Raw genomic sequence first — 25,111 nt, forward strand, 5'->3', positions numbered from 1 at the left:
CAGTGGCTTAGTGCGTGTACGGAGCCAGCCGTTCCTTCTGTTCGGCAGTCAGCCGCTGCACGCGGCCGGTGGCTTCGTCCACGAAGGCCAGGTGGGTGCTGGCCTTGACGCAGTCCTCCCCGGTCACGGGGTCCTTGACGAGGTAGTGGATGTCGAAGCTGGCGCCCTTGACGGCGCCGATCCACACCTGGACCACGGCCGGGACGTTGCGGTACTCAAGGGTCCTGACGTAGCGGATCTTGTGGTCCACCACCAGCGCCATGGTCCCTTCCGGGACGGCGTTGAAGAGTGACACCTGCGGCTCAACGCCGGGAAGTCCCGCTCCCCGTGGAGGCCCGAAGGCCCCGATCCGGGCTTCCTCCAGCATCCGCACGATCTGCACGTTGTTGATGTGGCCGTAGGCGTCCATGTCGCCCCAGCGCATGGGTACCAGGACCTCAATGCGCCGGTGTCCGTGCTTCCCGTGGTCCTGCCGCGCGTGCCTGTCCTGCTCCACTGTGTCTACCTGCTCCATTGTGTCTGCTTGCTCCACGTTGTTTCAGTTCTCCACGTTGCCTCAGTGCTGCACATTGTCCGAGGGCTGTACATTGTCTACCTGGGCGCTCAGCTGTGCACCGCCGTCGCATCATCCACCGGCACGTCCCCGGCGTCGGCTCCGGCGAACTGGGACATGTAGAGCCGGTAGTAGGCGCCGCGGGCGGCGAGGAGGACCTTGTGGTTGCCCTGCTCGACGATCCGGCCGTCCTCCATGACCAGGATGGTGTCGGCATCGCGGATGGTGGAAAGCCTGTGCGCGATCACGAAGCTGGTCCGGTCCGTCCGCAGCGCCGCCATGGCCTTCTGGACCAGGAGTTCGGTGCGGGTGTCAACGGAGCTGGTGGCTTCGTCGAGGATCAGCAGGGACGGGTTGGCCACAAAGGCGCGGGCGATGGTGATGAGCTGCTTTTCGCCGGCGCTGACGTTGTTGCCTTCCTCGTCAATGATGGTGTTGTAGCCCTCTGGCAGGGCCCGGACGAAGCGGTCCACGAAGGTGGCCTTGGCCGCGGCCATGACCTGTTCCTCGGTGGCGTCCAGGTTGCCGTAGCGGATGTTGTCGTAGATGGATCCGCCAAACAGCCAGGCGTCCTGGAGCACCATGCCCACCTTGGAGCGGAGCTCGGACCGGCTGAGGTGGGTGATGTCCACCCCGTCCAGGGTGATGGAGCCGGAGTTGAGCTCGTAGAAGCGCATCACCAGGTTCACCAGGGTGGTCTTTCCGGCGCCGGTGGGCCCCACGATGGCCACAGTGTTTCCTGGTTCGGCTGTGAAGGACAGGTTCTCGATGAGTTTCCGATCCTCGGTGTAGCTGAAGGTGACGTCCTTGAAGTCCACGTGGCCGTCAGTCTTGGGAGGCAGGTGCTCGGTGGCGGTCTCGGGGTCCTGTTCATCGGCATCGAGGAACTCGAAGACCCGTTCAGCGGACGCAACGCCGGACTGGAGCATGTTGGCCATGCCCGCCATCTGGCCCAGGGGCTGGGTGAACTCGCGCGAGTACTGGATGAACGCCGTGGCATCGCCCAGCGACATGGATCCCGACGCCACCCGGAGGCCACCCACCACGGCGATGCCCACGTAGCTGAGGTAGGAGACGAACTGCATCACCGGGAAGATGATGCCGGAGACGAACTGCGCGCCGAAGCTTGCCTTGTAGAGGGCCTCGTTGCGTTCCTCGAACCGTTCCAGCATGTCGGCGTCGCGGCCAAAGACCCGCACCAGGTCGTGGCCCGAGAAGGATTCCTCGATCTGGCCGTTGAGCGCGCCGGTGTTCTTCCACTGTGCGGCGAAGAGCTTCTGGCTCCGCACGCCGATCATGCCTGCCGCCACGCCGGACAGGGGCAGCGCGATCAGTGCGATCAGGGCAAGCTGCCAGGAAACGATGAACATCATGATCACGATGCCCACCACGGTCAGGAGGGAGTTGATCAGCTGCGCGAAGGCCTGCTGGAGTGCTTGCTGGATGTTGTCGACGTCGTTGGTCACCCGGGACAGGACGTCGCCGCGCTGCCGGGTGTCAAAGTAGTTCAGCGGCAGGCGGTTCAGTTTCTTTTCGGTGTCGTCGCGGAGCCGGCGGATCACCTTCATGACAATCCGGTTCAGGACGTAGCCCTGCAGCCACAGGAAAATGTTGGCCACGAAGTACATCAGCAGGACGATGGCGATCAGGAAGGACAGCTTCTGGAAGTCGATGCCCGTGCCGGGTACCAGTTCCATCCGCGAGACCATGTCCGCGAAGTTGTCCTGCCCCTGCTGGCGCAGCCCGTCGACAAACTGGTCCTTGCTGACGCCGGACGGGAGCTGCTTGCCCACCACTCCGGCGAAGATGACATCCATGGCCTGGCCCAGGATCTTCGGCGCAATGACGTTCAGGACGACGGCGACCACGACCATGGCCACCACAACATAGATGCCCAGGGCCTCGGGCTTCAGCAGCCCCATCAGCCGCTTCGCCGAGGGCCAGAAACGCTCGGCCTTCTTTGCGGGCATCCCCCCGAACATGTCCCCGTCCGCCTCGGAGGGCTTGTACTCCTCTTCGAGGAACTCGTCCTCGTCGGCCAACCCCGCCTCGGCCGGGTCCGCGGATCCGGGGGCGGTTTCCGCGGTGGGCGTGGAGTCCTTTTTGCGGGGGCTCATGCCATTTCCTCCACGCTCAGCTGGGATTCAACAATTTCCTGGTAGGTGGGTGAGGTTTCCAGGAGTTCCTCGTGCGTTCCGCGGTCCACGATCCGGCCGTTGTCCAGCACCAGGATCTGGTCCGCCTCGGTGATGGTGGAAACCCGCTGGGCCACGATGATGACGGTGGCGTCGGAAGTGGTTCCCTTGAGCACGGCGCGCAGCCGGGCGTCGGTGGCGACGTCCAGTGCGGAGAAGGAGTCGTCGAACAGGTAGACCCTGGGCTTGGTCACCAGCGCGCGGGCGATGCACACGCGCTGGCGCTGGCCGCCGGAGACGTTGGTTCCGCCCTGCGCGATCCTGGCGTTCAGGCCGTTCTTCTTCTCCCGGACAAACGACTCGCCCTGGGCGACCCGGAGCGCGTCCCAGAGTTCCTGGTCCGTTGCCTCGGTCTTTCCGAAGCGGAGGTTGTGCTCGATGGTGCCGGAGAAGAGGTAGGGCCGTTGCGGTACCAGGGCCACGCGTTTGGTGATCTCGGCGCGGTCCAGCAGGCCCACGGGCACTCCGTCCAGCAGCACTTCGCCCTCGGCGGCGTCGTACAGCCGGGGCAGCAGTGACAGCAGCGAGGTCTTGCCCGCACCGGTGGAGCCGATGATGGCAATGGTCTGGCCGGGCTTGGCAGTGAAACTGATGTTGCTCAATACCGGTGACTCGGCGCCGGGGTAGGCGAAGGTGACGTTGCGGTACTCGACCACGCCCGTGAGTGACGCCGGAGCCTGGGGCTCCTCGGGATCGTGGATGGAGGGTTCGACGTCGAGCACCTCGCCGATGCGGTCGGCACAGACAGAGGCCCTCGGGATCATCATGGCCATAAAGGTGCCCATCATGACCGCCACCAGGATCTGCAGGAGGTACTGCAGGAAGGCCGTCAGCGCGCCCACCTGCATCTCGCCGGAATCCACCCGCTGCCCGCCGAACCACAACACCGCTGCCGTGGACAGGTGCAGGATCATGCTGATGGCCGGGAACATCAGCACGAACAGGGCGCCGATTTTCAGCGACACATCGGTGAGTTCCCCGTTGGCTTCCCCAAACCGCTCCGTTTCGTACGGTTCGCGGACAAAGGCCCGGACCACCCTGATGCCGATAATCTGCTCGCGCAGCACCGCGTTGATGCGGTCGATCTTTTTCTGCATGGACCGGAACAGGGGCATCAGCCGGACCACGAGGTAGCCCACCACAACGGTCAGGAGGGGGACCGAAACCCACACCAGCCACGAGAGGTTCAGGTCCTCCCGCAGCGCCATGATGATGCCGCCGATGCACATGATGGGCGTGGCCACCATGAAGTTCAGGGCCATCAGCATCAGCATCTGGACCTGCTGGACGTCGTTGGTGCCGCGGGTGATCAGCGTTGGAGCACCAAAGGCGTTGACATCCTTGGCCGAGAAGCTGGTGACCTTGCGGAACACCGCACGCCGCAAATCCCGGCCCAGGGCCATGGCCGTTTTTGAACCGAAGTAGACGCCGGCAATGGCCGTTCCCACCTGGACGAACGCCACGAGCAGCATCACGGCCCCGGTCCGCCAGATGAAGTCGGTGTCGCCGCGGGAAACCCCTTCGTCAATGATCTGCGCGTTCAGGCTGGGGAGGTACAGCGCGGCAATGGTGGATGCCAGCTGGAACACGATGACCGCCACCAGATACGGCATATACGGCCTGGAAAACCTCTTGATGAGGGTGAGGAGCATGCCCGCGGATCCTTAGGGATGAGTGAGTGGAGCAGGAAGGTTAAGTAGTAGCAGCCGGGGCTGACATCCCTAGCCTTCCCACTCTACGAAACTCCCTCCGCCGGTCAAACAGCCTGCGGAAAGATCATCCGAGGGGCGTACCCCGGCGGGTCACTTTCCTGCAGAGGCAAGCTCCGGCGTCGTACTTTCTGCTGGCGGCGCAGGCTGGATGTCAACCGTGCGGCGCAACGGCTTTTCCTTGATGAACAGCACGGACACCAGTGCCACCACAGCCACTACCGCGGAAATCAGGAATACTTCGGCCGTGGCGTCGCCGTACGCGGCCCGCATGATCTCACGCACGGGTTCGGGCATGTGGGCCAGGTCCATGCTGCTGCCTGCGCTGCCGCCCTGGACGGGAATCCCGGCGGCGGCCAGTCCCTGCGTGGCAAGGCCGCTCACGCGGTTGGCCAGGACGGCGCCGAGGACGGAAACGCCGATGGCGCCGCCTACTGACCGGAAGAATGCAACCGAGGCGCTGGCCGTGCCGATGTCGGAGGCGCGGACCGTGTTCTGGACCGCCAGGACAAGGTTCTGCATCAGCATGCCCAGGCCAAGGCCCAGGACGGCGGTGAAGATGCCGGTATGCCAGAGTTCGGTGGTATGGTCCATGGTTCCGGCGAGCCCAAGTCCGCCGATCAGCAGGATGGAGCCGCCAATCAGGTAGCCCTTCCACTTGCCGGTCCGGGTGATCAGGAGTCCCGAGGCCACCGAACCGGCCAGGTTGCCGGCGATCATGGGAAGCGTGAGCAGGCCGGCCTCCGTTGGCGTGGCCCCGCGGGCAACCTGGAAGTACTGGCCCAGGAAGGTGGAGGAACCGAACATCGCGACGCCCACCGCCACTGAGGCGAGGATGGCCAGCGCGGTGGTCCGCTCCGAGATGATCTTGAGCGGGATGATGGGCTGTTCCACCTTGGATTCCACCAGCACCAGCAGGGCCAGCAGGAGGACGCCGCCGCCCACCATCAGGGCGGACTGCCAGGAGATCCAGTCGTAGTAGGCGGGGTTGCCGGCGAAGGAGACCCAGATCAGGAGCAGGCTGACGCCGGAGGTCAGCAGGATGGAACCGAGCCAGTCGATCTTGGCCGGGCGCCGCACATGGGTGATCTTGAGCGTGACCTGCAGCAGGACCAGTGCGACGACGGCGAGCGGCACGCAGACGAAGAACGTCCAGCGCCAGCCGAGCGGGCTGTCCACGATGAAGCCGCCCAGCAGCGGGCCGCCGGCGGTTCCCACGGCCATGACGGCGCCCATGTACCCGGAGTATTTGCCGCGGTTCCGCGGCGGGATCATGGTGCCGATGATCGCCTGGGCCAGGGCCGTGAGGCCGCCCATCGCCACGCCCTGGATGACGCGGGCCACCAGCAGCAGCGGGATGGTTTCGGAGAGGCCGGCCATGACGGAACCGGCCACAAAGATGATGATGCTGAGCTGGACCAGGACCTTTTTGTTAAAGAGGTCGGCGAGCTTGCCCCAGATGGGTGTGGTGGCGGCGTTGGCCAGCAGCGCGGCGGTGATGACCCAGGCGAAGTCGGTTTGGGTGCCGTGCAGGTCGGACATGATGGTGGGCAGCGCGTTCGCCACGATGGTGCTGCTGAGGATGGCCGTGAAGAATGCGGCCAGGAGACCGGTGAGGGCCTCCATGATCTGCCGGTGGGACATCTCCGGCGGCCCGGCGGGGTTTGTTGGCCCGGCCTGGGTTGAGATATTCGGCGCGGCGGTTTGGCTTGCCATAAGAATGCTCCTAAACGCTGGTTTTAGTGGATCCGGCCGCCGTTGCCCGGGCTGATGTCTTGAGTGATTCGGTGAGCTTGTGCAGGGTTTTCGCCGTGGCTCCGACGTCTTCCTCGCTCCAGTCGCGCAGGTAGTCCTGCAGGACGGCTGTACGCTGCTCCTCGATGTGCCGGAGCTTCTCCGCGCCCGACGGAGTGAGGGCCACCAGCTGCGCCCGGCCGTCGTCGGGATCCTGCCTCCGGACCACGAAACCCTGCTCCTCCAGGTCCGCGATGTGGCGGCTGAGGACCGGAGCGCTGACGCCCAGCCGCTCCGCAAGTTTGGTGGCCCGGGACTCCCCCTCCCCCACGAACCGCAGGACGCCCTGGAGCGCCACCCCGGTGTCCTGGCCCCGCACGCTGGCTGTGGCGATGCACCGCACCGCGCGCTGGAGGTCGAAGATCTGGTACACGAGATCGGCTGCCGTATCAGGGGCTACTGCCATGACTCCAAGGCCTCCTCAGTTGTTTGCCTGAAGCAACTATATCGCACATTGGTTGCTTTAGGAAACTATCCCCCGCGGGCACGCTTGAAGGGCCGGGTATACGAAAGGACCCCGCCTCCTTGCTGGAGGCGGGGTCCTTTCGTGTGTTTAGTTCTGGTCAGGCTTCCAGATGCGTGGGGGCGAACATCTTCAGGAGCGTTTCAACCACGACGACGTTCGGCCCGTCGGCGGCGAATCCCGCCTTCAGCGCGTCCCCCACGCCCTCGGGCGATACCCGGGTGGCAGGGACGCCGAAGGCTTCTGCAAGCTTCACGAAATCGGGCCTGGCGAGTTCGGTCGCGGTGGCCTTGCCGAAGGCGCCCACCATGTATTCGCGCAGGATTCCGTAGCCGCCGTCGTCAACAATCAGCCAGGTGACCGGCACGTTGTGCTGCTTGGCGGTGGCCAGTTCCGAGATGGAGTACATCGAGGAGCCGTCGCCAGATACTGCCAGCACCCGGCCTGGCTTGCCCACGGTTTCCAGGCCGACGGCGCCGCCGATGGCGGCGGGGAAACCGTAGCCCAGCCCACCTGCGCCCTGGGCAGAGTGGAACTGGCCTTGCCGGGCGTCCCAGCAGGACCAGCCCCAGTAGGCGGCAATAGTCATGTCCCAGAACGTCTGCATGTCCGCCGGGACGGCCTCGCGAATGTCGGCCATGAACTTCAGTTCCTTGCCGAGGTCCTGGGACTCCAGGCGTGCCCTGACCTTCGCCACCGACTCCTTGACCAGCTCTTCCGGAGCAGTGCCGTGCCAGTTGGCTTTGGCTCCCGAAGGGTCAACCTCCAGGGCCTCGTCCAAAGCTGCCAGGGCTTGGCCGGCGTCGGCGCGGATCCCCAGGCCGGGGCGGTTGGACTCCAGGACCCGCGGTTCGGCGTCAATCTGGATGATTTTGCCCCGGGGCTCAAAGGTGAAGTAGTTGGAGGTGACCTCGCCCAGGGACGAGCCGATGACCACCAGGACATCGGCGTCCTCGAGCAGATCGGTCATGTGGCGGTCCTCGATCCAGGACTGCAGAGACAACTCATGGTTCCAGGGGAACGCGCCGTTGCCGCCCGGGGTGCAGATCACCGGGGCGCGCAGCTTCTCCGCGATGGACAGCAGGGACTTCTCCGCCCTCCCCCGCCGCGTGCCGCCGCCGGCGATGATCGCGGGCCGTTCGGCAGCTGCCAGCCACTTCACGGCCTCGCGCACCAGTTCCACCCGGGGCGGGTTGTCCGCGGCTTCGGCCAGGGCGTCCTCCACGGGCGGGACCATGATGGGATCCAGCAGCACGTTTTGCGGAATCTCGATCCACACCGGACCCTGGGGCGAGGAAATGGCCTCAGTCCAGGCATCCTGGATGGCTGACGGGATGCCTGAGGCGTGCTGGATCAGCCGCTGGCTCTTGGTGACATTCGCCGCCGACGCCTTCTGGTCGTCGAGCTGGTGCAGCATGCCCTTGCGCCGGGCGCCCAGGCCCTCCAGCGGAATCTGGCTGGCCACCACCACCACCGGAACACCCGTGGCGTAGGCCTCCTGCAGGCCTGCCAGGGAGGTCAAAGCGCCCGGGCCGGTGGACAGGAACAGGACCCCCACTTCGCCGGTGGCGCGGGAGTACCCGTCCGCCGCGAAGGCACTGTTGTTCTCCACCCGCGAGGACACGAACTGCAGGTTGCCCCGGCCCATCGCATCAAAGAGGCCCAACGCATGCTGGCCGGGGATGCCAAAGACGGTCTTCGCGCCCAGGGCTTCCAGCGTTTCGACGACGAGGTCCCCGCCGTTGCGGACGCCGGTCCCCTTTGTGGGGGCGGCCGTTCCCGGATCGAAATCGATCATTTCACTACTCCTTGCCGGCTGCCGCAAAACCGGCCGGCCGCCGGACCTCCTGGCCAAGGGCCTGCGCAGCGTATCCACTGGCAGCCCCGAAACGGTCGCCCGGCACAGCGTTATCCGCCATCAGGGTCACCAGTTCGTAGGCGACGTGGCTGGCGGCCACACCCGTAATCTCCGCATGGTCGTAGGCCGGAGCGACCTCGACGATGTCTGCGCCCACCAGGTTCATGCCGCGGAAGCCGCGGATGATTTCCAGGAGTTCGCGGCTGGTGATGCCGCCGGCTTCGGGCGTGCCCGTGCCGGGCGCGTGCGCGGGATCCAGCACGTCGATGTCCACCGAGATATACAGCGGGCGGTTGCCGATCCGGTCGCGGACCTTGGCCACGGTCTCAAGGACGCCCTGGTAGTAGACGTCGGCGGAGGTGACGATGCCGAACCCGAAGCGGTGGTCGTCGTCGAGGTCCTTCTTGCCGTAGAGCGGGCCGCGGGTGCCGATGTGGCTGATCGCCTCCGTATCGAGGATGCCCTCCTCGACGGCGCGCCGGAACGGCGTGCCGTGGGTGTATTCGGCGCCGAAGTAGGTGTCCCAGGTGTCCAGGTGGGCGTCGAAGTGCAGCATGGCGACCGGCGCGCCTGCACGCTCGGCGGCGGCACGGAGCAGGGGCAGGGCGATGGTGTGGTCGCCGCCAAGGGTTACCAGCTTGCTGCCGCCGGCGGTGAGGTCGAGGGCGTTCTGCTGGACGGTTTCAATTGCCTCGTTGATGTTGAAGGGGTTGACCGCCATGTCCCCGGCGTCTGCCACCTGGACGTTTTCGAACGGGCTGACGTCCCAGGCCGGGTTGTAGGGGCGCAGAAGGCGACTGGCTTCCCGGACGTGGTTGGCGCCGAAGCGGGCGCCGGGGCGGTAGGAGACGCCGGAGTCGAAGGGAACACCCACCACCGTAATGTCGGCCTTGGCCACCTGGTCCAGCCGCGGGAGGCGGGCGTAGGTGGCAGCACCGGCATAGCGGGGAATACGGGATGAATCGATGGGGCCAAGGTTGCCGTTGGCTTCGATGCGCAGCTCTTCCAATGGAGGCCTCTCCTTCGAGGAGTTGAGTGACTATGTGACTGCCATCATACACCCTGGTTTTCTAATGAGCACCAAGTGTTTACCCTGGGTCCGGTCCATTCCTGCGCGGTTCCTGCCCGGCCTCTCCACCCTCAGCCCTGGCTTTCGCGGAAAACACAGGAATCCCGTACGCTCCTGCCGCTGACGTCCGAAACGAACCGGGAAGGAATGAGCAGCCCTCGCGCAAAAGGGCTGTCCACATACCACCGCTGTCCCATTCCGCAGCCCAATCAGGGCAACCTGCAATTGATGAATGGACATCTTTGAGTACCTCAAGAGCAACGGGGGCGTCGCCCGGGCCGCACATCTTTTGACGCGGGCTACTCCCGGCGGGACATCAGGCGCCTGGCGGAGCGCGTGGGGTGCCTTGCTCCGCCGTCGTCCACGGCTTTGGCGACGTCGGCTATCCGGCTGCACGGCGTCCCCCTTGAGCTGCTCAAAGCCCAACTGCGCGGGGACCGCTCCCGCCCGGTCCTGCGGGCACTGCGGGACCTCGACCTCCGGGCGGAGTCCATCGTGGAGGTGGATGCCCAACATCTGTTCAGAACCAACGGCATCGGATATGAGGCCCAGGTGGTCCTGCCCGGAATTGGGCGCGTGGATTTCCTGCTTGCCGGCTTCCTGATTGTGGAAATTGACGGCTTCGCTTTTCACTCAAAGCGTGCAGACATGCTCAGGGACCGGCAACGCAACAACACCTCCACGGTCACCGGCTACGCCGTCCTCCGCTATATGCCCGAACACATCTGGTTCCACCCGGAGCAAGTCTTGACGGAAATCAGGGCCGTGCTGGACGCCGGACCGGTGCGTTCCTTCCCGGTTTGACCCTGTCCGCCATGTTGGGAGGCCCCACCTTCCGGGGAACTCGGGGAAGGAACACGGGTGTGCCGGCCGCAAACCGGGCAGGAACGTACGGCAACGCGGGAGCGGGCTACCGGCTGGCGGCCGGAACCAGAACCCAGAGCACCTCGACGGGCTTGTCCGTGGGATTGACCCAGGTGTGCGGCTCCCGTCCTGGGAAGGTGACGGTGTCGCCCGCGTCAAGGTCGTACTGCTCGTTGGTGAGGATCAGGCGGACGCTGCCTTTGATCACGTGAAGCACGTCCACGTCGCAGTCCACAGCGTAGAGTTCGGATTCGCCGCGGCCGTGCGGTTCGATGCAGGCCTGGATGATCTGGATGCGCCGTTCCGAGCGGGCCGTGAGCAGCCGCTCCACAATGCCCTGGCCGCCAAGGGAGATCCGCGGCCCGTCGTTGCGCTTGGTCAAGTGTGTTTCCGGGGCCGCGAACAGGTCGCCGATCGAGATGGACAGGACCTGGCACAGCGTCACCAGCGAGGCCACCGACGGGGACGTCAGGTCGCGCTCAACCCGGCTCAGGAAGCCCTTGGTGAGCCCGGTGGCATCGGCAACCTGCTCAATGGTGAGCCGCTGGGACTGCCGGGCGGCCCGGATCCGGGAACCAATGGCAACCGGAACGTTGCTCGGCTCAACTGGCAGTGCCTTCATCTACGAACCTTTCATGGCCGGCAGTCCGGCCCCACTCTGGAGCAATACTAATGGCCAGCCTCTTCTGTGACGCCTCCATGGCGCGCTGTCCGGGGTACCTAATTCCCCCTTGACTGTTACTGCCGTCACAGCCTAACCTTTGGAAAACACATGTTGCCTATAGGGCAATTATCGCGAGCCCCCTCTCACCCCAATTTTCGCAGCGGCATCCGGCCGTCCCCCCGCTCCGGATGCAACCCCCGGCTGCCAAACAGCTCCAAGGAGCCCAACATGGACGCACAAGTCATCAACATCGCCATCGTGGTGGTGTACCTGCTCGCAATGCTGGCCTTCGGCTGGTGGGGCAAGTCCCGCACCAAGAACAACAGCGACTTCCTGGTCGCCGGCCGGCGGCTCGGCCCCTTCCTCTACACCGGCACCATGGCCGCCGTCGTCCTGGGCGGGGCTTCAACCGTCGGCGGCGTGGGCCTGGGTTACAAGTTCGGCATCTCCGGAATGTGGCTGGTGGTGGCCATCGGCGCCGGTGTCCTGCTCCTGAGCCTGCTTTTCGCCGGGACCATCCAGAAACTGAAGATTTACACGGTCTCCCAGATGCTGACCCTGCGCTACGGCAGCCGGGCAACTGAAGCCTCCGGCATTGTGATGCTCGCCTACACGCTGATGCTGTGCGCCACGTCCACGGGCGCCTACGCCACCATCTTCGTGGTGCTGTTCGGCCTTGACCGCGCCCTGGCCATCGCCATTGGCGGCGCCATCGTGCTGGTGTACTCCACGGTTGGCGGCATGTGGTCCATCACCCTGGCAGACCAGGTGCAGTTCGTCATCAAGACCGTCGGCATCTTCTTCCTGATGCTCCCCTTCACCCTCAACGCAGCCGGCGGCCTGGACGGCATCCGCAGCCGCGTCGACGAGAGCTTCTTCCAGATCGACGGCATCGGCCTCCAGACGATCATCACCTACTTCGTCGTCTACACCCTGGGCCTGCTGATCGGCCAGGACATCTGGCAGCGCGTCTTCACGGCCAAGACGCCCGGAGTAGCCCGCTGGGGCGGAGCCACGGCCGGCATCTACTGCATCCTCTACGGTGTTGCCGGCGCCCTGATCGGCATGGCCGCGAGCGTAGCGCTGTCCAACATCGAGATCGCCGCCAAGGATGATGTCTACGCCGAAGTTGCCCAGAACCTGCTGCCCATCGGCATCGGCGGACTGGTCCTGGCCGCCGCCGTCGCGGCCATGATGTCCACTGCGTCCGGCGCCCTCATCGCCGCCGCCACCGTAGCCCGCGCGGACGTCCTGCCGTTCGTGGCCAGCTGGTTCGGCAAGAACATCAGCACCGAGGACACGGACAACCCCGAGCACGACGTCAAGGCCAACCGCATCTGGGTCCTCACCCTGGGCATCATCGCCATCGTCATCGCCATCATCACCAAGGACGTCGTGGCCGCCCTGACCATCGCCTACGACATCCTGGTGGGCGGCCTCCTCGTGGCAATCCTCGGCGGCCTGGTATGGAAGCGCGGCACCGGAATCGCCGCCGCGGCCTCGATGGCGGTGGGTTCGGTGGTCACCCTGGGCACCATGATCGTCCTGGAAATCAACGCCAAGGCGCCGCTGGACGGCATCTATGCCAACGAGCCCATCTACTACGGCCTCCTTGCCTCAGCCGTGGTCTACATTGCCGTTTCCCTCATCACGCCGCCCACCGACCCCCGGGTCATGCGGAACTGGCAGCGACGCGTCGCCGGCCAGGACACCGAGGAAACATCGGCAGAAGCAGTCACCGCCCCCTGACGGCCGCTTCCGCGCCCACACGGGCAGCTCACACCAAGGCCAACGCACGACGACGGCGCCTCCTTTCGCTGAATCGCGGAAGGAGGCGCCGTCGTCGTATGTCCTATGCCTACTCTGTTTCTGTTTCCCGGACCTCGTCCGGGTCCAGCGGGACCGGGCGGTCCTCGGCATCGATGACTATCGGGGCAGGCTGTACCACCGGCTCCTCTTCATCCAGGAATTCATCCTCGGTGTCCCAGTCGTCCTCATCTACCGGTGCATCCTCGGCGTAGTCGTAGGCGGGGTCCGCTTCGACGGCGTCCAGGTGCGGCATGTCCGGGTGCTGTCCGGTGGTGCTCATGATTCAACCTCCGTTTGTTCGCCTGACGTGCTCTTTCAGTGAGGGCGCTGGCTGCGCCACACTTTCATCACAACACCGCACGGCAGGCGGGTCAATAGCAGATACGGGGCCCTGCCGGCCGGGCTGCGGGTCGCCGATTTGAGGCAGGCCGAAACCTTCCAAGGAGGTTTGCCAGCCAAAAAACCCCGGCAGTTCGCAGTAAGCTGGGCACTGCAATGGGGCCGCTACACGCCCTATCCAGCCCAGGAGTTTCCGTGTCACAGCACGCCCAGCCCGACCATGCCCCATCGAATTCGGGCCCATCAAATTCAGGCCAGCCGAACCAGCCGGAGCGTCCCGCACCATCCGCGGCGGATATCAAGCGCTGGCGCCAGTACCTCGCCGACGAGCGTGCCGAAGCCTCGGTCTACCGCGACCTGGCGCAGAACCGGCAGGGCGAGGAACGCGAAATCCTCCTTGCCCTGGCGGAAGCCGAGGGCCGGCACGAAGCGCACTGGCTGGCCCTGCTGGGAGAACAGGCGGGCAAGGCGCGGCAGGCGTCATTCCGCAGCCGGTTCCTCGGTTTCCTGGCACGGCACTTCGGCTCGGTGTTCGTGCTGGCCCTGGCCCAGCGGGCAGAAGGCCGCTCCCCCTATGCCAAGGACCCCAACGCCACCGCTGCGATGGCCGCCGACGAACAGATCCACGAGGAAGTGGTCCGCGGCCTGGCAACACGAGGCCGCAACCGCCTGGCCGGTACGTTCCGCGCGGCCGTCTTCGGCGCCAATGACGGCCTGGTCAGCAACCTGTCCCTGGTGATGGGCATGGCCGCGTCCGGGGTGGCCAGCACCGTGGTCCTGCTCAGCGGCATCGCGGGACTGTTGGCGGGTGCCATGTCCATGGGCGCCGGAGAATTCATTTCCGTCCGGTCCCAGCGGGAACTCCTGGCGGCCACCCGCCCCACGCAAATCACCTTGGCCGCGGCCCCGAAGCTGGACATCGAGCACAACGAACTCCTCCTCGTCTACCTGGCCAGGGGCATGTCCCATGAGGCGGCCGAGCACCGGGTGGCAGAGCGCATGGGCCTGTTGTCCTGCGACTGTGATCCCAGCCTCTCCCTCCAGCCGGAACTGCCGGAGGACGAAGACCAGCATGAAGCTGTCGGCACGGCATGGGGTGCGGCGCTGTCCAGCTTCTGCTTCTTCGCTTCCGGCGCGATTGTCCCCATCCTGCCGTTCGTCTTTGGCATGACCGGCGTGGCTGCCCTGGTGGTGGCCGGCGTCCTGGTGGGCGTTGCCCTGCTGGCCACTGGCGGCATCGTGGGCCTGCTGTCCGGCACCTCGCCCCTGACCCGCGGCCTGCGCCAGCTCGCCATCGGGCTGGGAGCCGCCGCGGTGACCTACCTGCTGGGGCTGGTCTTCGGCACCGTGGTGGGTTAGTGGAAGACCGGCCCCCGCGCCGTGCAGGCTACCGAACCCGCAGGGAGGGCGCAGGCCCACGATTCAGGGTGGTCCTGGTCGGGGCCCTCTGCGTGGCCGGAGTATTGGGCGGCGCGCTGGTGCTGGACGATCCCAGGGTAAAGCAGCTCCTGGATCTTCGAATTGGCCCGGGCAACGCGCAGCAAAGGCAGCCGGGTGCCGGCCAGGACAGGACAACACAGGACAGTACAACACAGGGCGGCGCGGTACAGGAAAGTGCTCCGCCGTCCGGTGAAGCCGGCGCCCGACGCCCGTCCGAGGCCGGCGTGGACACCCCTCCCCCGGGCTTCGAGGAGGAAGACGCTCCCCTCGGCGCGCCTTCCCCGCCTGCCGTGGGCAGCGACTCGTACCGCTTCCTCGCCGTCAACGGCGACGGCAGTCCGGTGGGATATTCGCCCTGCCGGCCCCTCCACTACGTGGTGAACGCTGACCTCGCACCGGCCGGTGCGGAGCGCCTGGTTCCGGCGGCCATCGCCACCATCGCGGCGGCAACCGGGATCACGTTCATTGATGACGGCACCACCACTGAACAGCCCTCGCCGCAGCGGCCGCCCTATCAGCCTGACGCGTACGGCGAGCGCTGGGCACCGCTGCTCATTGCGTGGACCACGCCCGAGGTGGCACCGCAGCTGGAGGGGAAAGTGATCGGCACCGGCGGCAGCACCCATTTCAGTTACGACGACGGGCCCAAGACCTTCGTGACCGGCGGCCTGGACCTGGACGCGCCGCAGATCGCCAACGAGCTGCTGAACCCGGATGGCCATCTTTACGCCACCGCGGTGATCCTGCACGAGCTGAGCCATGTGGTGGGCCTGGACCATGTGGAGGACCCCACCCAGCTGATGTACCCGGAGATCGGCACCCCTGAGGGACTGTCCGCGGGCGACCTCAACGGGTTGTTTGAGCTGAGCAAGGCCCAGTGCCGGAAAGACCTTTAGCCGTACAGACCTTTCGCCTGGCTGGAGGACCGCTGACTACCGGAGCAGGACCTTCACCGCTTCTTCCACGGTGTCCACCAGGAAGATCCGGTCCGCCATGGGCCGGCCCGCCGCCAGGCTGCGGAGCATGGGCCACGCGGGGTATTGGTGCTCCCAGTGGTGCCTGCCCACCAGGACCATGGGCGTGACCTTTTCCGGGGCTCCGTAGTAGTTTTCGCAGGCGTCCTGGAAAATTTCCTGGACAGTTCCGGCGGCTCCGGGCAGGAACACGATCCCTCCCTGGCATAGCTCCAGCAGGATGGCTTCGCGGATGGCGTTCGCGAAGTATTTGGCGATGTGGGTGGCGAAGCAGTTGGGCGGCTCATGGCCGTAGAACCAGGTGGGGATTCCCAGCGACGGCGTCCCGCCGGGAAAGCGTTCGACGACGGCCGCCGCCGCCCGCGCCCACGCCGACACCGAGGGACGGAAGCCGGGAACGGCCGCGAGCATGCCCAACGCAGCCTGCAGGCCGCCGTCGTCCGCCTGGCTCAGGTAGGCACCCAGGTTCGCGGCCTCCATGGCGCCGGGCCCGCCGCCGGTGGCTACGGAATAGCCGTTTCTTGCCAGCAGCCTGCCAAGCATTGCCGCCTGCGCGTAGTCCGCGCTGCCACGCTGGGCGGCGTGCCCGCCCATCACTCCCACCATGGGCTGCCCTGACCAGGGGCGGGAATGGGTCAGCTCGTCCAGCGCGTCGCCGATGGCATGGTCGTGCAGGGCTGAGGCGAGGGTGGCGTCCACCCGGTGCCGCTGGCCCGGCTGGATGCTCCATTGGTAGATCCGCGCGTCGGGCAGCTCCTCGTAGGGGGCGCCGGCGAGTCCGTCATAGAGTTCGCCGGGCGAGTAGAGCGTGGAGCGGTACGGGTTGAAGGGGACTCCCGTCAGCCGTGGAAAGATGAGCGCTCCGCGGCGGCGGAGGGCATCCTCCATACCCTCGTCAAAAGTGCAGCCAAGGAAAATGGCGCCCTCCACATCGAGGCCGGCCAGGGCGGAAGCCCTGCCGCGGAGGTCCAAGGACTGCGCGTGCCAGCCCTGCAGGTGCACGGCACCGGCCGCCAGCATTCGGTCGAAGCTTTCCAGGTCCTCCACTTCCAGGCTGCGCGGGCTGGGGCCCAGGTTTCCTGACAGGTTCATGGCTGTTGCCCCCTTCTGCTGCTCATCCACCCAGCGTAGGCCACCGGCAACAGCAACGCGGGGTCAGATCCGGCCCTCCGGAAGCTCCGGATTGGGCTGGATCCGACCCCGCGTTGCTCTCAGGGGCTGGTGATCAGGCAGGCAGCTTTGCGGGAACGGCGCCTTCCCGGAAGTGCGCTTCCAGGTCTTCAAGTGAGTGGCCCTTGGTTTCGGGAACGAACTTGATGACGAAGGCGAGTGACGCGACGTTGACCAGGACGAACAGGCCGAACGTGCCGGTGGACCCCAGTGCCTCGACGACGATCGGGAACAGGAACGAGATGGCGGCGTTGACGGTCCAGAGGGCGAACACCGCGATTCCCATGGCGAAGCCGCGGATGGCCAGCGGGAACATCTCGGAGAGGAGCAGCCAGACGCAGGTGCCGATGAAGCACTGGACGAAGGCGACGAACAGCATCATGGCGGCGAGGATGGTGTAGCTGGCAAGGTCGGACTGGGGCAGCAGGAATACGATTGCCAGCAGCGCCTGCGAGGCCACGACGCCGGAGAAACCGATGACCAGCATCTTGCGGCGGCCGATGAAGCCCAGCAGCCAGATGCCCAGGATGGTCATCAGCACGGAGGTGACGCCGACGCCGATGGTGGCAACCAGCGATGCGCTCACTCCCAGCCCGCTCTTTTCCAGGATGGTGGGGGCGTAGTAGTTCACCGTGTTGATGCCGGTGGCCTGCTGCACGGTTGCAAGGCCGATGCCGATCCACAGAAGCCGGCGCATCCAGGGGTTGTTGCGGAGGTCACGCCAGGCGTGGCCGCGCTCCTCCTTTGCCGTCCGGGCAGCCTCCGCGATTTCCTCGAATTCAGCGGCTGCCTCCTGCGGGCTGCGGCTGAGGTTCAGGACACGGCGACTGTCTTCCAGCCGGCCGCGGATGGCGTACCAGCGCGGGGACTCAGGCAGCAGCAGCATGCCGGCGAGCAGCGCAAGGGCGGGCAGCGAGGCGATGCCCAGCATGGTGCGCCAGACCTCGGTGTCGTGGATGAGGGCATCCAGCAGGGCATTGATGGCAAAGGCCAGCATCTGGCCGGTCACGATCATGAGCTCATTGATGGTGACCATGCGGCCACGCAGGTGGGCCGGCGCCATTTCCGCGAGGTACAGCGGGCACGTGACGGCGGCAGCCCCCACACCGAGGCCCAGCAGGACGCGGGCCGCGATCATGAACGGAACGTTCGGGGCGATGGCGCAGCCGATGGCGCCGAAGAGGAACAGCAGGGCGCAGACCAGCAGGGATCCGCGGCGGCCCAGCTTGTCCGCCATGCGGCCGCCGGTCAGGGCGCCCACAGCGGCGCCGGGAAAGAGCAGCGCGCTGACGACGGTGGCTTCCTCGACGGCGGTCATGTTCAGGGAGTCGTTCATGTACAGCAGGGCGCCGGAGATGACGCCGGTGTCGTAGCCAAAGAGCAGGCCGCCGAGCGTGGAGATCACGGTCAGGCGGGCCAGGTACCCGCGGCGTTGGCTGCCGGGGGCGTTCAGGGCTTGTTTCTGCAACTGCATTGTTGCCTCTCAGATTCTCTTGGGGACCGGGACGAACCGGCCTGAGATGTGATGCGTGACACTGACTTTAGAGCGCTCTAATCATTCGCGTCAAGGAAACGTCCTAATGTCAGCACAAATAAGTTTTCCGGCCGGTTTATGGCTTAGTGAAAGCAGCAGCCTTGACCCGGCAGCACTGCCTGCTACGATCGAAGGCGAAAGTATGTCCTATCAAGAGAACATATGGTGGCAAAGCGGGCCGCTTACGCCTCATCCGGCGGGCGGGAGCCGCAACCAAGAACAGGAACGAAACGTGGCGAACAACCTGGGTCTCAGCATCGACCGTTCATCCCCCGTGCCCCTTTACCACCAGGTGGTGCAGGGCATCGAAGCCGCGATCTACAGCGGGGTCCTCGAGCCGGGCAGCCGGCTGGACAACGAGATCGACCTCGCGGCCCAGCTGAACCTGTCCCGTCCCACCATGCGCAAAGCCATGGACGAACTGGTCCGGTCCGGCCTACTGGTGCGCAAACGCGGAGTGGGCACCCAGGTGGTCTCCAGCCAGGTGCGCCGTCCGCTGGAGCTGTCCAGCCTGTATGACGACCTCACCAACAACGGCAAGAAGCCCACCACGGACGTCCTGAGCTTCGCCCACCTGGAGGCGGACGAGGCCACCCTCGCCACACTCCAGCTCCCGGCGGGATCGAAGGTCTACCACTTCACCCGGCTGCGGAAGGTGGGCGGCAAGCCGCTGGCACTGATGGAGAACTGGGTGCGGGACGACATCGCGGACATGGACGAAGCCATGCTCGCCGCCGAAGGCCTCTACTCAATCCTCCGCCGCGGCGGCGTCAACTTCCGGCTGGCCAGCCAGCGGATCGGCGCCATGACCGCCAACGAATACCAGGCGTCCATGCTGGAAGCCGCCGAGGGCTCAGCCCTGGTCACCATGGAGCGCACCGCCGTCGACGACACCGGCCGGCGCGTGGAGACGGGCCACCACGTCTACCGCGCCGATTCCTACAGCTTTGAAATGACACTCGTACAGCGCTAACCGCAAGGAGCACACTCCATGACCAACTGGGTCTACCCGCTGGGCACCGCCACTGACGGCAAGTGGGACGTCTCGATCGGAACCTCCGACTCCTCCCTCACCGTGGAGGGGTGGGCACACACGGGACTGAAGGTGGCCACCCTGGCCGCAGGGGCCGACGTCGTACTTCCCGCCTCCGATGAGGAACGCATCGTGGTGCCGCTCAACGGATCCTTCACCGTAACGGTGGACGGGGACTCCTACGGTCTGAACGGCCGCGCCACCGTTTTCTCCGGTCCCAGCGACGTCCTGTACTCGGGCACCGGACGGACGGTCACCATCAGCTCTTCCGACGGTGGCCGGGTTGCCGTCGCCACGGCGCCAGCCAACGCGTCCTACCCCACCCGCCTCATCACCGCAGCGGAGACGCCGGTTGAGCTGCGCGGGGCGGGCAACTGCTCCCGCCAAGTACACAACTTCGGCACTCCCGCTGCCCTGGAAGCCGACCGGTTTATCGTCTGCGAGGTCCTCACCCCCGCCGGGAACTGGTCCTCGTACCCCCCGCACAAGCACGACGAGGAGAAGGACGGCGAGACGCGCCTCGAGGAGATCTACTACTTCGAGACCCAGGTGGCAGCCGGTTCCGCCGCGCCCGCCGACGCTGACGCCATCGGCTACCAGCGCGTCTACGCCTCTGACGAGCGCCCCATCGACGTTTCAGCCGAAGTCCGCACGGGCGACGTGGTCCTGGTCCCCTACGGCTGGCACGGGCCGGCGATGGCAGCCCCCGGTTACGACCTGTACTACCTCAACGTCATGGCAGGCCCCGGCCCGGTCCGCGAGTGGCTGATCAGCGACGACCCGCACCACGGCTGGGTACGCCAGGGCTGGGACGGCCAGGACATCGACCCGAGGCTGCCCTTCGGAGCGTAGCCGCCCTTTCCGCAAATGGCATAGTGGAGTCTTGTGAAGCAGACTTCCCCCGCCCAGCGGTCAGTGACCATGGAGGACGTGGCCCGCGAGGCCGGGGTAAGCCGTGCGCTGGTGTCACTGGTGATGCGCAATTCCCCCAAGGTGTCGCCTGCCAGGCGGACGGCGGTGCTCGAGAGCGCCGCCGCGCTGGGCTACTCCCCCAACAGGCTGGCCAGCCGCCTTGCCAGCCACCGCACCAGGACGCTGGGCGTCCTCTTCCTGGACCTGCACAACTCCGTCTTCGCGGACATCTATGACGGCATCACCGAAGGGACCGCCGGCAGCGGCAACCAGGTGATGGTCGCCGTCGGCTCCGCCGACCCGGGGACGGAGCTGGAGGCGGTCCGCTCGTTTGTGGACCTGCGGGTGGACGGCGTCATCCTGGCCGGCTACACCGGTTCAGCCGAGGAGCTGGCCGCCGCACTGCGCGGGACGCCGGCGGTGGTGATCACCCGGGAGTTGGAGATCAACGGCGTGGATTCCGTCCTGTGCGACGACTTCCGGTCCGGAGCGCTTGCGGTGGAGCACCTCCACGGACTGGGGCACCGGCGGATTGCGCACGTGGACATCTCGGACTGGCTTCCGTACACGGCCCGCAGGGAAGGTTACCTGCATGCCATGGAGAAGCTTGGCCTGGAGCCGATGCTGGTGCACAGCGACATGACCGAGCGCGGCGGCCGGGCTGTGATGGAAAAGTTCCTGGCCTCGGGCGCCGAGGTGCCCACGGCCATCTTTGCGCACAACGACCTGACGGCCATCGGCATCATGGAAGCCCTGGCCTCCCACGGTCTCTCGGTCCCCCATGACGTTGCCGTGGTGGGCTGCGACAACATCGAAGTGGCGGCCTCACCACTGATCGGGCTGACGTCCATCGACCAGCATGCCCGGGAGCTGGGACAGGTGGCGGCGCAGGTGATGCTGGAGCGGATCGCCGGTACGGCCGGCCCGGCGGTGACCCGCAAGCTGGACCCCGTCCTCCTGGTCCGGCGTTCCTCGGACCCGGCCGCCCGGTAGCACTGCCTGCCGCTGCGTTCCTACTTCTGGCCGGTCAGCAGGGTGCCCCGGACCGCGGACAAAGGCACGGCGCCGAAGTCCCTGGAATCGATCGATACTCCCCGGTTGTCCCCGAGCACAAAAACGCTTCCTGCAGGGACTTTTTCGGGGCCGAAGTAGGTGGCGTCGATACGGCTGTGATCGATGAAGGGCTCAGGGACGGCGACGTCGTCCACATACAGTTCCGAGTCGCGGATAGCCACAGTCTGCCCTTCAAGGCCAATGACCCGCTTGATGGCGGTGCGCCCGTCGACGGGACTGGTGAAAGCCACCACCACCCCGTTACGGATCAGGCCCGCACCCGGCTTATACAGGAGCACGACAGACCCCATGGGGATGGTCGGCTCCATGCTGTCCGACGAGACAGTGAACGGTTCCAGCAGCCACGCCCTGACGGCAAGAATCACCAGGGCCGGAATCACAGCCAACGAGATGAGGCGGGGCCAGTGTCTCCCGGCTGGCCCCGGCGTCGTGCCCGTCAGCCGGTGCCGGGGGGCGCGCCGCCGGCCGCTGTCGTCCATGAATACCGTTTTCAATCCTCTTCGTCACCCAGTCGCATCTGGCAGCTACCTCAGGGCGCCGCGTTCGGGCAGGGACCTCAGCGGCACACGCTGTGGCAAGGAGTCCTCGCTTGGGGACGCAGCGGGATGCCGGCTGGCCCAGCGGACGGACGGCGCGGCAACCCCGAACGTTGCGGTGACAGAGGTTCCTGCGCCCGGCGTCGAGAGGACTTCAAGGGTTCCACCGGCCTGGTGGATCGTGTCCCCCAGGATCCGCAGGCCAAAGTGGCCTTCCGGGCAGGGCTGGGTTGTGTTGAAGCCGCGGCCATCATCTGAAACCGTGATCTGGGTGCGCTGGCCGGCATGGCGGATCCGGAGTGCCACCGAGTGGGCCGCGGAATGCTTCGTGGCGTTCACCAGGGCTTCCCGCGCCACTCGGTAGACCAGGACGGCCCGGTCCCGGTCCAGCACGAGCTTGTCCGGGATCTCCATGGTCAAGGCAATGCCGCGCTCCACCAAGGGCGTCTCCAGCCGCAGGAGGGAAGTCTTCAGCCCAAGCTCTTCGAGGTCAGGAGGATAGAGCTCACTGGTCATGGCGCGCAGGCTGCGGATGTTGTTCTGCAGCATCGTCCTGGCCTTGGAGAAAACGCTTTGGAGTTCCGGCGGACCGTAGCGCTCCTCTGATTCCAGAGCGTACGCCAGCCCCGACAAGTCCTGGATTACTTCATCATGGAGTTCACTGGCGATTTGCCGGCGTTCCTGGTCAGACGCTTCGATCGCGCAGCGCAGCAGCGCATTGCGTGTCACCTGGTCGAGCTGGATCCGCCGGGCCAGGCGGACGGCTGGAATCAGTTGCGTCAGCTGCAGGACGGCCAGGGACAGCAGCATCGGTGGAATCATGCCCATCAGCACAGCCCGCTGTTCGCCGCGCACTGCCACACCCGAAGAGTATGTTTCAAAGATCATCGGTGCGCCGCTCGCGGATGAAGAGCGGGCGTAGACCTCCACGAGTTCGCCGGAATCAGCCTCGTACTCGTTCTCTTCCCCGGTCTGGGATTCCAGGGTGGCCGTCGCCGGCCCGCCCTCAAGGAGGCGGCGCGCCCATTCCTCCTGTTCGAAATCCTGTCCGATGAGCGACTTCACGTCCGAATAGACCACCCGGCCGTGCTCGTCCCACACCTTGATCCTGGTCACGCCGCCGTTGGCCAGCCACGGCGCCAACCGCTCGTCGAGTAATTCCAGCGCGCCGGGATCGCGGGCCAGGAGCTGGTTGGTCAGCAGCGGCCCCACCACGTTATCGGCGAGGCGCTGCGTGAAATCCCTTGCATTGGCAAGGGCGTGCCGTTCCGCTTCAGCCCAGATCCAGAACGCGACGGGGGTGGCAACCAGGACCAGGGCCACAAACCCGGCGGTGAGGAACCGCGCAACGGCCGACCGGACCTCACGCCGCTCGTCTACTCCAGGGGCCTTGTTCATGCTGTCGGAGGCAGCCGCTTCCAGGTGATGTATGCGCACGGTAAGTGGCCTGGCTACAGGCCCGCAGGTTCCGGACGGGATGCGGGGCTGCCCAGTCCCGCCACCAGGGCTGGGTGGACGATCATGTTGCCGGGGTGGGCGTGCCGGAGGGTGTCCAGCATGACTCCCAGCGCGCCGTCTTTGGGAAGGAACCCGCAAATACCCATCGAGGCAGCCTCACGCAGCGCGTCCTGCGACGGGTTGCCGGTGAGCATCACGATGCGGGCTTCCGAGGCTTCCGACAGGATGTGTTCGGCGGCCTTGAGGCCGGAGCCGTCCGTCAGGTAAAGGTCCATAATGACGACGTCGGGCTGCAGCTCGCGGAACATGGTCACCGCGGATTCCACCGACTTCGCCGCCCCCACACTTTTCAGGTCCGGCTCCCGGTCCAGCGCCCCGGCCAGCAGGTCCGAAAAGGTGGTGTGGTCATCAACGATCAGGATCCGCAGCCGTTCGGTTTCCTGCTTGGTCAGCTGCGGTGCAACGTCGCGGCTTTCGGCCACCACGCGGATGGAGGGACGGGCTTCTGCTGGCCCCTGGGCGGCTGCGGTGCTGGTCAGGAGCCTGGCGTGTGCCTCCTTCAGCACCGGACTGGGCGCGCAGCCCAGTTCTTCGTCCATTACCCGGCGGCAGCGGTCGTATGCCCGCAGCGCCTCGGTTTTTTCGCCGTTGCGCTCCAGCCCCAGAATCAGGGCCGTCCAGGCCCGTTCATTCAAGGGATCCTCCTTCGCCGCCGCGCCGCCCCACGCAATAGCCTTGCCCACGTCCCCCACAGCCAGGGCGGTCTCGGCCGCCTGGACCCGGACCAGGCTGACCCTGGCTGCATGCAGAGCCCGTTCCTCCTCGGCCCAGGCCGGCAGCAACTCATCCCCCAGCAACGGGGCAGAAGCGATCTCAAGCGCTTCGGTGAGCAATGCCAGCGCGGCCGGCGCATCGGCCTGACTGGCCTGCTTGGCCAGCGTGTCGAACCGGTTCAGGTCCAGGTCCACCAGCGACCGGTCGATCGCGTAGCCGCCGGTGACCGTCCGCAGCGGCCCGCTCCGGCCGGTGCCCGGCTGCAGGTGCCGCCGCAGGACACTGACATAGCTTTCCAGGGTGGGCAACGCCACCGACGGATGATTGTCACCCCACAGCAGGTCCATGATGCGGGTCTTGGACACCGCCGAACCAAAGCTCAACAAAAGGATCTCCAGCACCTGCCGGGGCTTGGGCCCACCAAGGTCGTTCGAGCCCAGCTCCGTATTCCCGCGGCGGATGGTCAACGGACCAAAAACCGAAATCGCCAGCACCGGTGCCTGCGGCAACACTTCGGCAACCAGCCCCGGACCGCCGCTCTTCTTCGCCATCTCCAATGTAGCCACGATGGTGCCCCCCAAGTAGTTGAGTACTGCCTGCGTCCCATTGAACTGACGGGTCAACAGGCGAACAACAGTGCTCATTACTCGCTTCTTCACGCGTGCTTTCCTTCCAGGTACTTAGTACCTAAGGGGAGGTACTCGGAATCCAACCGGCGGAAGCCCGGCAGATGTGCGGGGAAATAAGCGGCCCTTTGACGTATCTGTGCTGGTCAGGACGCGGATTCATTTTCGGGTTCGAATGGTGGAAAAACCTAGGTAGTTCTGCGCGGAGCCAGCCCGCCGCCGCCAAAGAATTCCCCAAGCCGGCAAGCCTACGGTGGCAGAAA

General features: G+C 66.0%; 20 protein-coding genes and 1 pseudogene. 7 read left to right on the forward strand and 14 right to left on the reverse strand.

The features are described 5' to 3' along the window. Positions 1 to 7: 7 nt before the first annotated feature. The 7 genes and pseudogenes from ACZ9BC_RS20250 to speB form a co-directional block, all read right to left on the reverse strand. Positions 8 to 424, reverse strand: coding sequence for an acyl-CoA thioesterase (locus tag ACZ9BC_RS20250; protein WP_476247566.1), 417 nt, complete (start codon positions 422 to 424; stop codon positions 8 to 10). Between the two features lie 179 nt (positions 425 to 603). Next, on the reverse strand, positions 604 to 2,670 hold the full coding sequence (locus ACZ9BC_RS20255) for an ABC transporter ATP-binding protein (protein WP_476247504.1): 2,067 nt from the start codon (positions 2,668 to 2,670) through the stop codon (positions 604 to 606). Then, a complete protein-coding gene (locus tag ACZ9BC_RS20260; RefSeq protein ID WP_476247505.1) occupies positions 2,667 to 4,400 on the reverse strand; it encodes an ABC transporter ATP-binding protein in 1,734 nt (577 codons plus the stop codon). Before ACZ9BC_RS20260 ends, ACZ9BC_RS20255 begins: the two co-directional genes overlap by 4 nt. 201 nt (positions 4,401 to 4,601) lie before the next feature. After that, a pseudogene (locus tag ACZ9BC_RS20265) lies at positions 4,602 to 6,101 on the reverse strand (MFS transporter); the annotation flags it as partial. An 82-nt stretch (positions 6,102 to 6,183) separates the two neighbouring features. Then, a complete protein-coding gene (locus ACZ9BC_RS20270) occupies positions 6,184 to 6,657 on the reverse strand; it encodes a MarR family winged helix-turn-helix transcriptional regulator (protein ID WP_115524248.1) in 474 nt (157 codons plus the stop codon). Positions 6,658 to 6,814: 157 nt separating this feature from the next. After that, the gene (locus ACZ9BC_RS20275; RefSeq protein ID WP_476247506.1) at positions 6,815 to 8,512 is read right to left on the reverse strand and encodes a thiamine pyrophosphate-binding protein; all 1,698 of its coding nucleotides are present in this window, start codon (positions 8,510 to 8,512) and stop codon (positions 6,815 to 6,817) included. A gap of 4 nt (positions 8,513 to 8,516) precedes the next feature. Then, positions 8,517 to 9,581: an agmatinase gene (speB, locus tag ACZ9BC_RS20280; protein WP_115524246.1), complete on the reverse strand. Its 1,065-nt coding sequence runs from the start codon at positions 9,579 to 9,581 to the stop codon at positions 8,517 to 8,519. 396 nt (positions 9,582 to 9,977) lie between these two features. Here speB and ACZ9BC_RS20285 point away from each other — a divergent pair, with 396 nt between their 5' ends. Then, on the forward strand, positions 9,978 to 10,445 hold the full coding sequence (locus ACZ9BC_RS20285) for an endonuclease domain-containing protein (protein ID WP_476247507.1): 468 nt from the start codon (positions 9,978 to 9,980) through the stop codon (positions 10,443 to 10,445). 106 nt (positions 10,446 to 10,551) lie between these two features. Here ACZ9BC_RS20285 and ACZ9BC_RS20290 read toward each other — a convergent pair whose 3' ends face one another. Continuing rightward, the gene (locus ACZ9BC_RS20290) at positions 10,552 to 11,127 is read right to left on the reverse strand and encodes a helix-turn-helix domain-containing protein (RefSeq protein WP_476247508.1); all 576 of its coding nucleotides are present in this window, start codon (positions 11,125 to 11,127) and stop codon (positions 10,552 to 10,554) included. Positions 11,128 to 11,397: 270 nt separating this feature from the next. On the opposite strand from ACZ9BC_RS20290, the gene ACZ9BC_RS20295 reads away from it, so the two are divergent. Then, the gene (locus tag ACZ9BC_RS20295) at positions 11,398 to 12,918 is read left to right on the forward strand and encodes a sodium:solute symporter family protein (RefSeq protein WP_476247509.1); all 1,521 of its coding nucleotides are present in this window, start codon (positions 11,398 to 11,400) and stop codon (positions 12,916 to 12,918) included. Between the two features lie 109 nt (positions 12,919 to 13,027). Here ACZ9BC_RS20295 and ACZ9BC_RS20300 read toward each other — a convergent pair whose 3' ends face one another. Further along, on the reverse strand, positions 13,028 to 13,258 hold the full coding sequence (locus tag ACZ9BC_RS20300; protein ID WP_476247510.1) for a hypothetical protein: 231 nt from the start codon (positions 13,256 to 13,258) through the stop codon (positions 13,028 to 13,030). Between the two features lie 254 nt (positions 13,259 to 13,512). On the opposite strand from ACZ9BC_RS20300, the gene ACZ9BC_RS20305 reads away from it, so the two are divergent. Both ACZ9BC_RS20305 and ACZ9BC_RS20310 read left to right on the forward strand, forming a co-directional pair. Then, on the forward strand, positions 13,513 to 14,676 hold the full coding sequence (locus ACZ9BC_RS20305) for a VIT1/CCC1 transporter family protein (RefSeq protein WP_476247511.1): 1,164 nt from the start codon (positions 13,513 to 13,515) through the stop codon (positions 14,674 to 14,676). After that, complete coding sequence (locus ACZ9BC_RS20310) at positions 14,676 to 15,653, forward strand: matrixin family metalloprotease (RefSeq protein WP_476247512.1); 978 nt, start codon at positions 14,676 to 14,678, stop codon at positions 15,651 to 15,653. Before ACZ9BC_RS20305 ends, ACZ9BC_RS20310 begins: the two co-directional genes overlap by 1 nt. Positions 15,654 to 15,689: 36 nt before the next feature. Here ACZ9BC_RS20310 and ACZ9BC_RS20315 read toward each other — a convergent pair whose 3' ends face one another. Both ACZ9BC_RS20315 and ACZ9BC_RS20320 read right to left on the reverse strand, forming a co-directional pair. After that, positions 15,690 to 16,823: an LOG family protein gene (locus ACZ9BC_RS20315; protein ID WP_476247513.1), complete on the reverse strand. Its 1,134-nt coding sequence runs from the start codon at positions 16,821 to 16,823 to the stop codon at positions 15,690 to 15,692. A 133-nt stretch (positions 16,824 to 16,956) separates the two neighbouring features. Then, a complete protein-coding gene (locus tag ACZ9BC_RS20320) occupies positions 16,957 to 18,375 on the reverse strand; it encodes a sugar porter family MFS transporter (RefSeq protein WP_476247514.1) in 1,419 nt (472 codons plus the stop codon). Between the two features lie 292 nt (positions 18,376 to 18,667). Between ACZ9BC_RS20320 and ACZ9BC_RS20325 the strand changes: the two genes are divergently transcribed. The 3 genes from ACZ9BC_RS20325 to ACZ9BC_RS20335 are packed head-to-tail and all read left to right on the forward strand — an operon-like array spanning position 18,668 to position 21,373. After that, complete coding sequence (locus ACZ9BC_RS20325) at positions 18,668 to 19,408, forward strand: GntR family transcriptional regulator (RefSeq protein WP_476247515.1); 741 nt, start codon at positions 18,668 to 18,670, stop codon at positions 19,406 to 19,408. Positions 19,409 to 19,426: 18 nt separating this feature from the next. Next, entirely contained in the window at positions 19,427 to 20,320 is an 894-nt protein-coding gene (iolB, locus tag ACZ9BC_RS20330; RefSeq protein ID WP_476247516.1) for a 5-deoxy-glucuronate isomerase, read from the forward strand. Positions 20,321 to 20,353: 33 nt separating this feature from the next. Continuing rightward, a complete protein-coding gene (locus ACZ9BC_RS20335) occupies positions 20,354 to 21,373 on the forward strand; it encodes a LacI family DNA-binding transcriptional regulator (protein WP_476247517.1) in 1,020 nt (339 codons plus the stop codon). 20 nt (positions 21,374 to 21,393) lie between these two features. On the opposite strand, the gene lepB is transcribed toward ACZ9BC_RS20335, so the two are convergent. From lepB to ACZ9BC_RS20350, 3 genes are read right to left on the reverse strand one after another with little or no spacing between them, the layout of a single operon-like run. Beyond that, on the reverse strand, positions 21,394 to 21,933 hold the full coding sequence (lepB, locus tag ACZ9BC_RS20340; RefSeq protein ID WP_476247518.1) for a signal peptidase I: 540 nt from the start codon (positions 21,931 to 21,933) through the stop codon (positions 21,394 to 21,396). Between the two features lie 45 nt (positions 21,934 to 21,978). Next, positions 21,979 to 23,427 carry a sensor histidine kinase gene (locus ACZ9BC_RS20345; protein WP_476247519.1) on the reverse strand — a complete coding sequence of 483 codons (1,449 nt, stop codon included), beginning with the start codon at positions 23,425 to 23,427 and terminating at the stop codon, positions 21,979 to 21,981. 14 nt (positions 23,428 to 23,441) lie between these two features. After that, positions 23,442 to 24,866 (reverse strand): BTAD domain-containing putative transcriptional regulator, encoded by a 1,425-nt coding sequence (locus tag ACZ9BC_RS20350; RefSeq protein ID WP_476247520.1) that lies wholly within the window; start codon positions 24,864 to 24,866, stop codon positions 23,442 to 23,444. Positions 24,867 to 25,111 lie beyond the last annotated feature (245 nt).

The sequence above is a fragment of the Pseudarthrobacter sp. TE3704 genome (assembly GCF_056279405.1).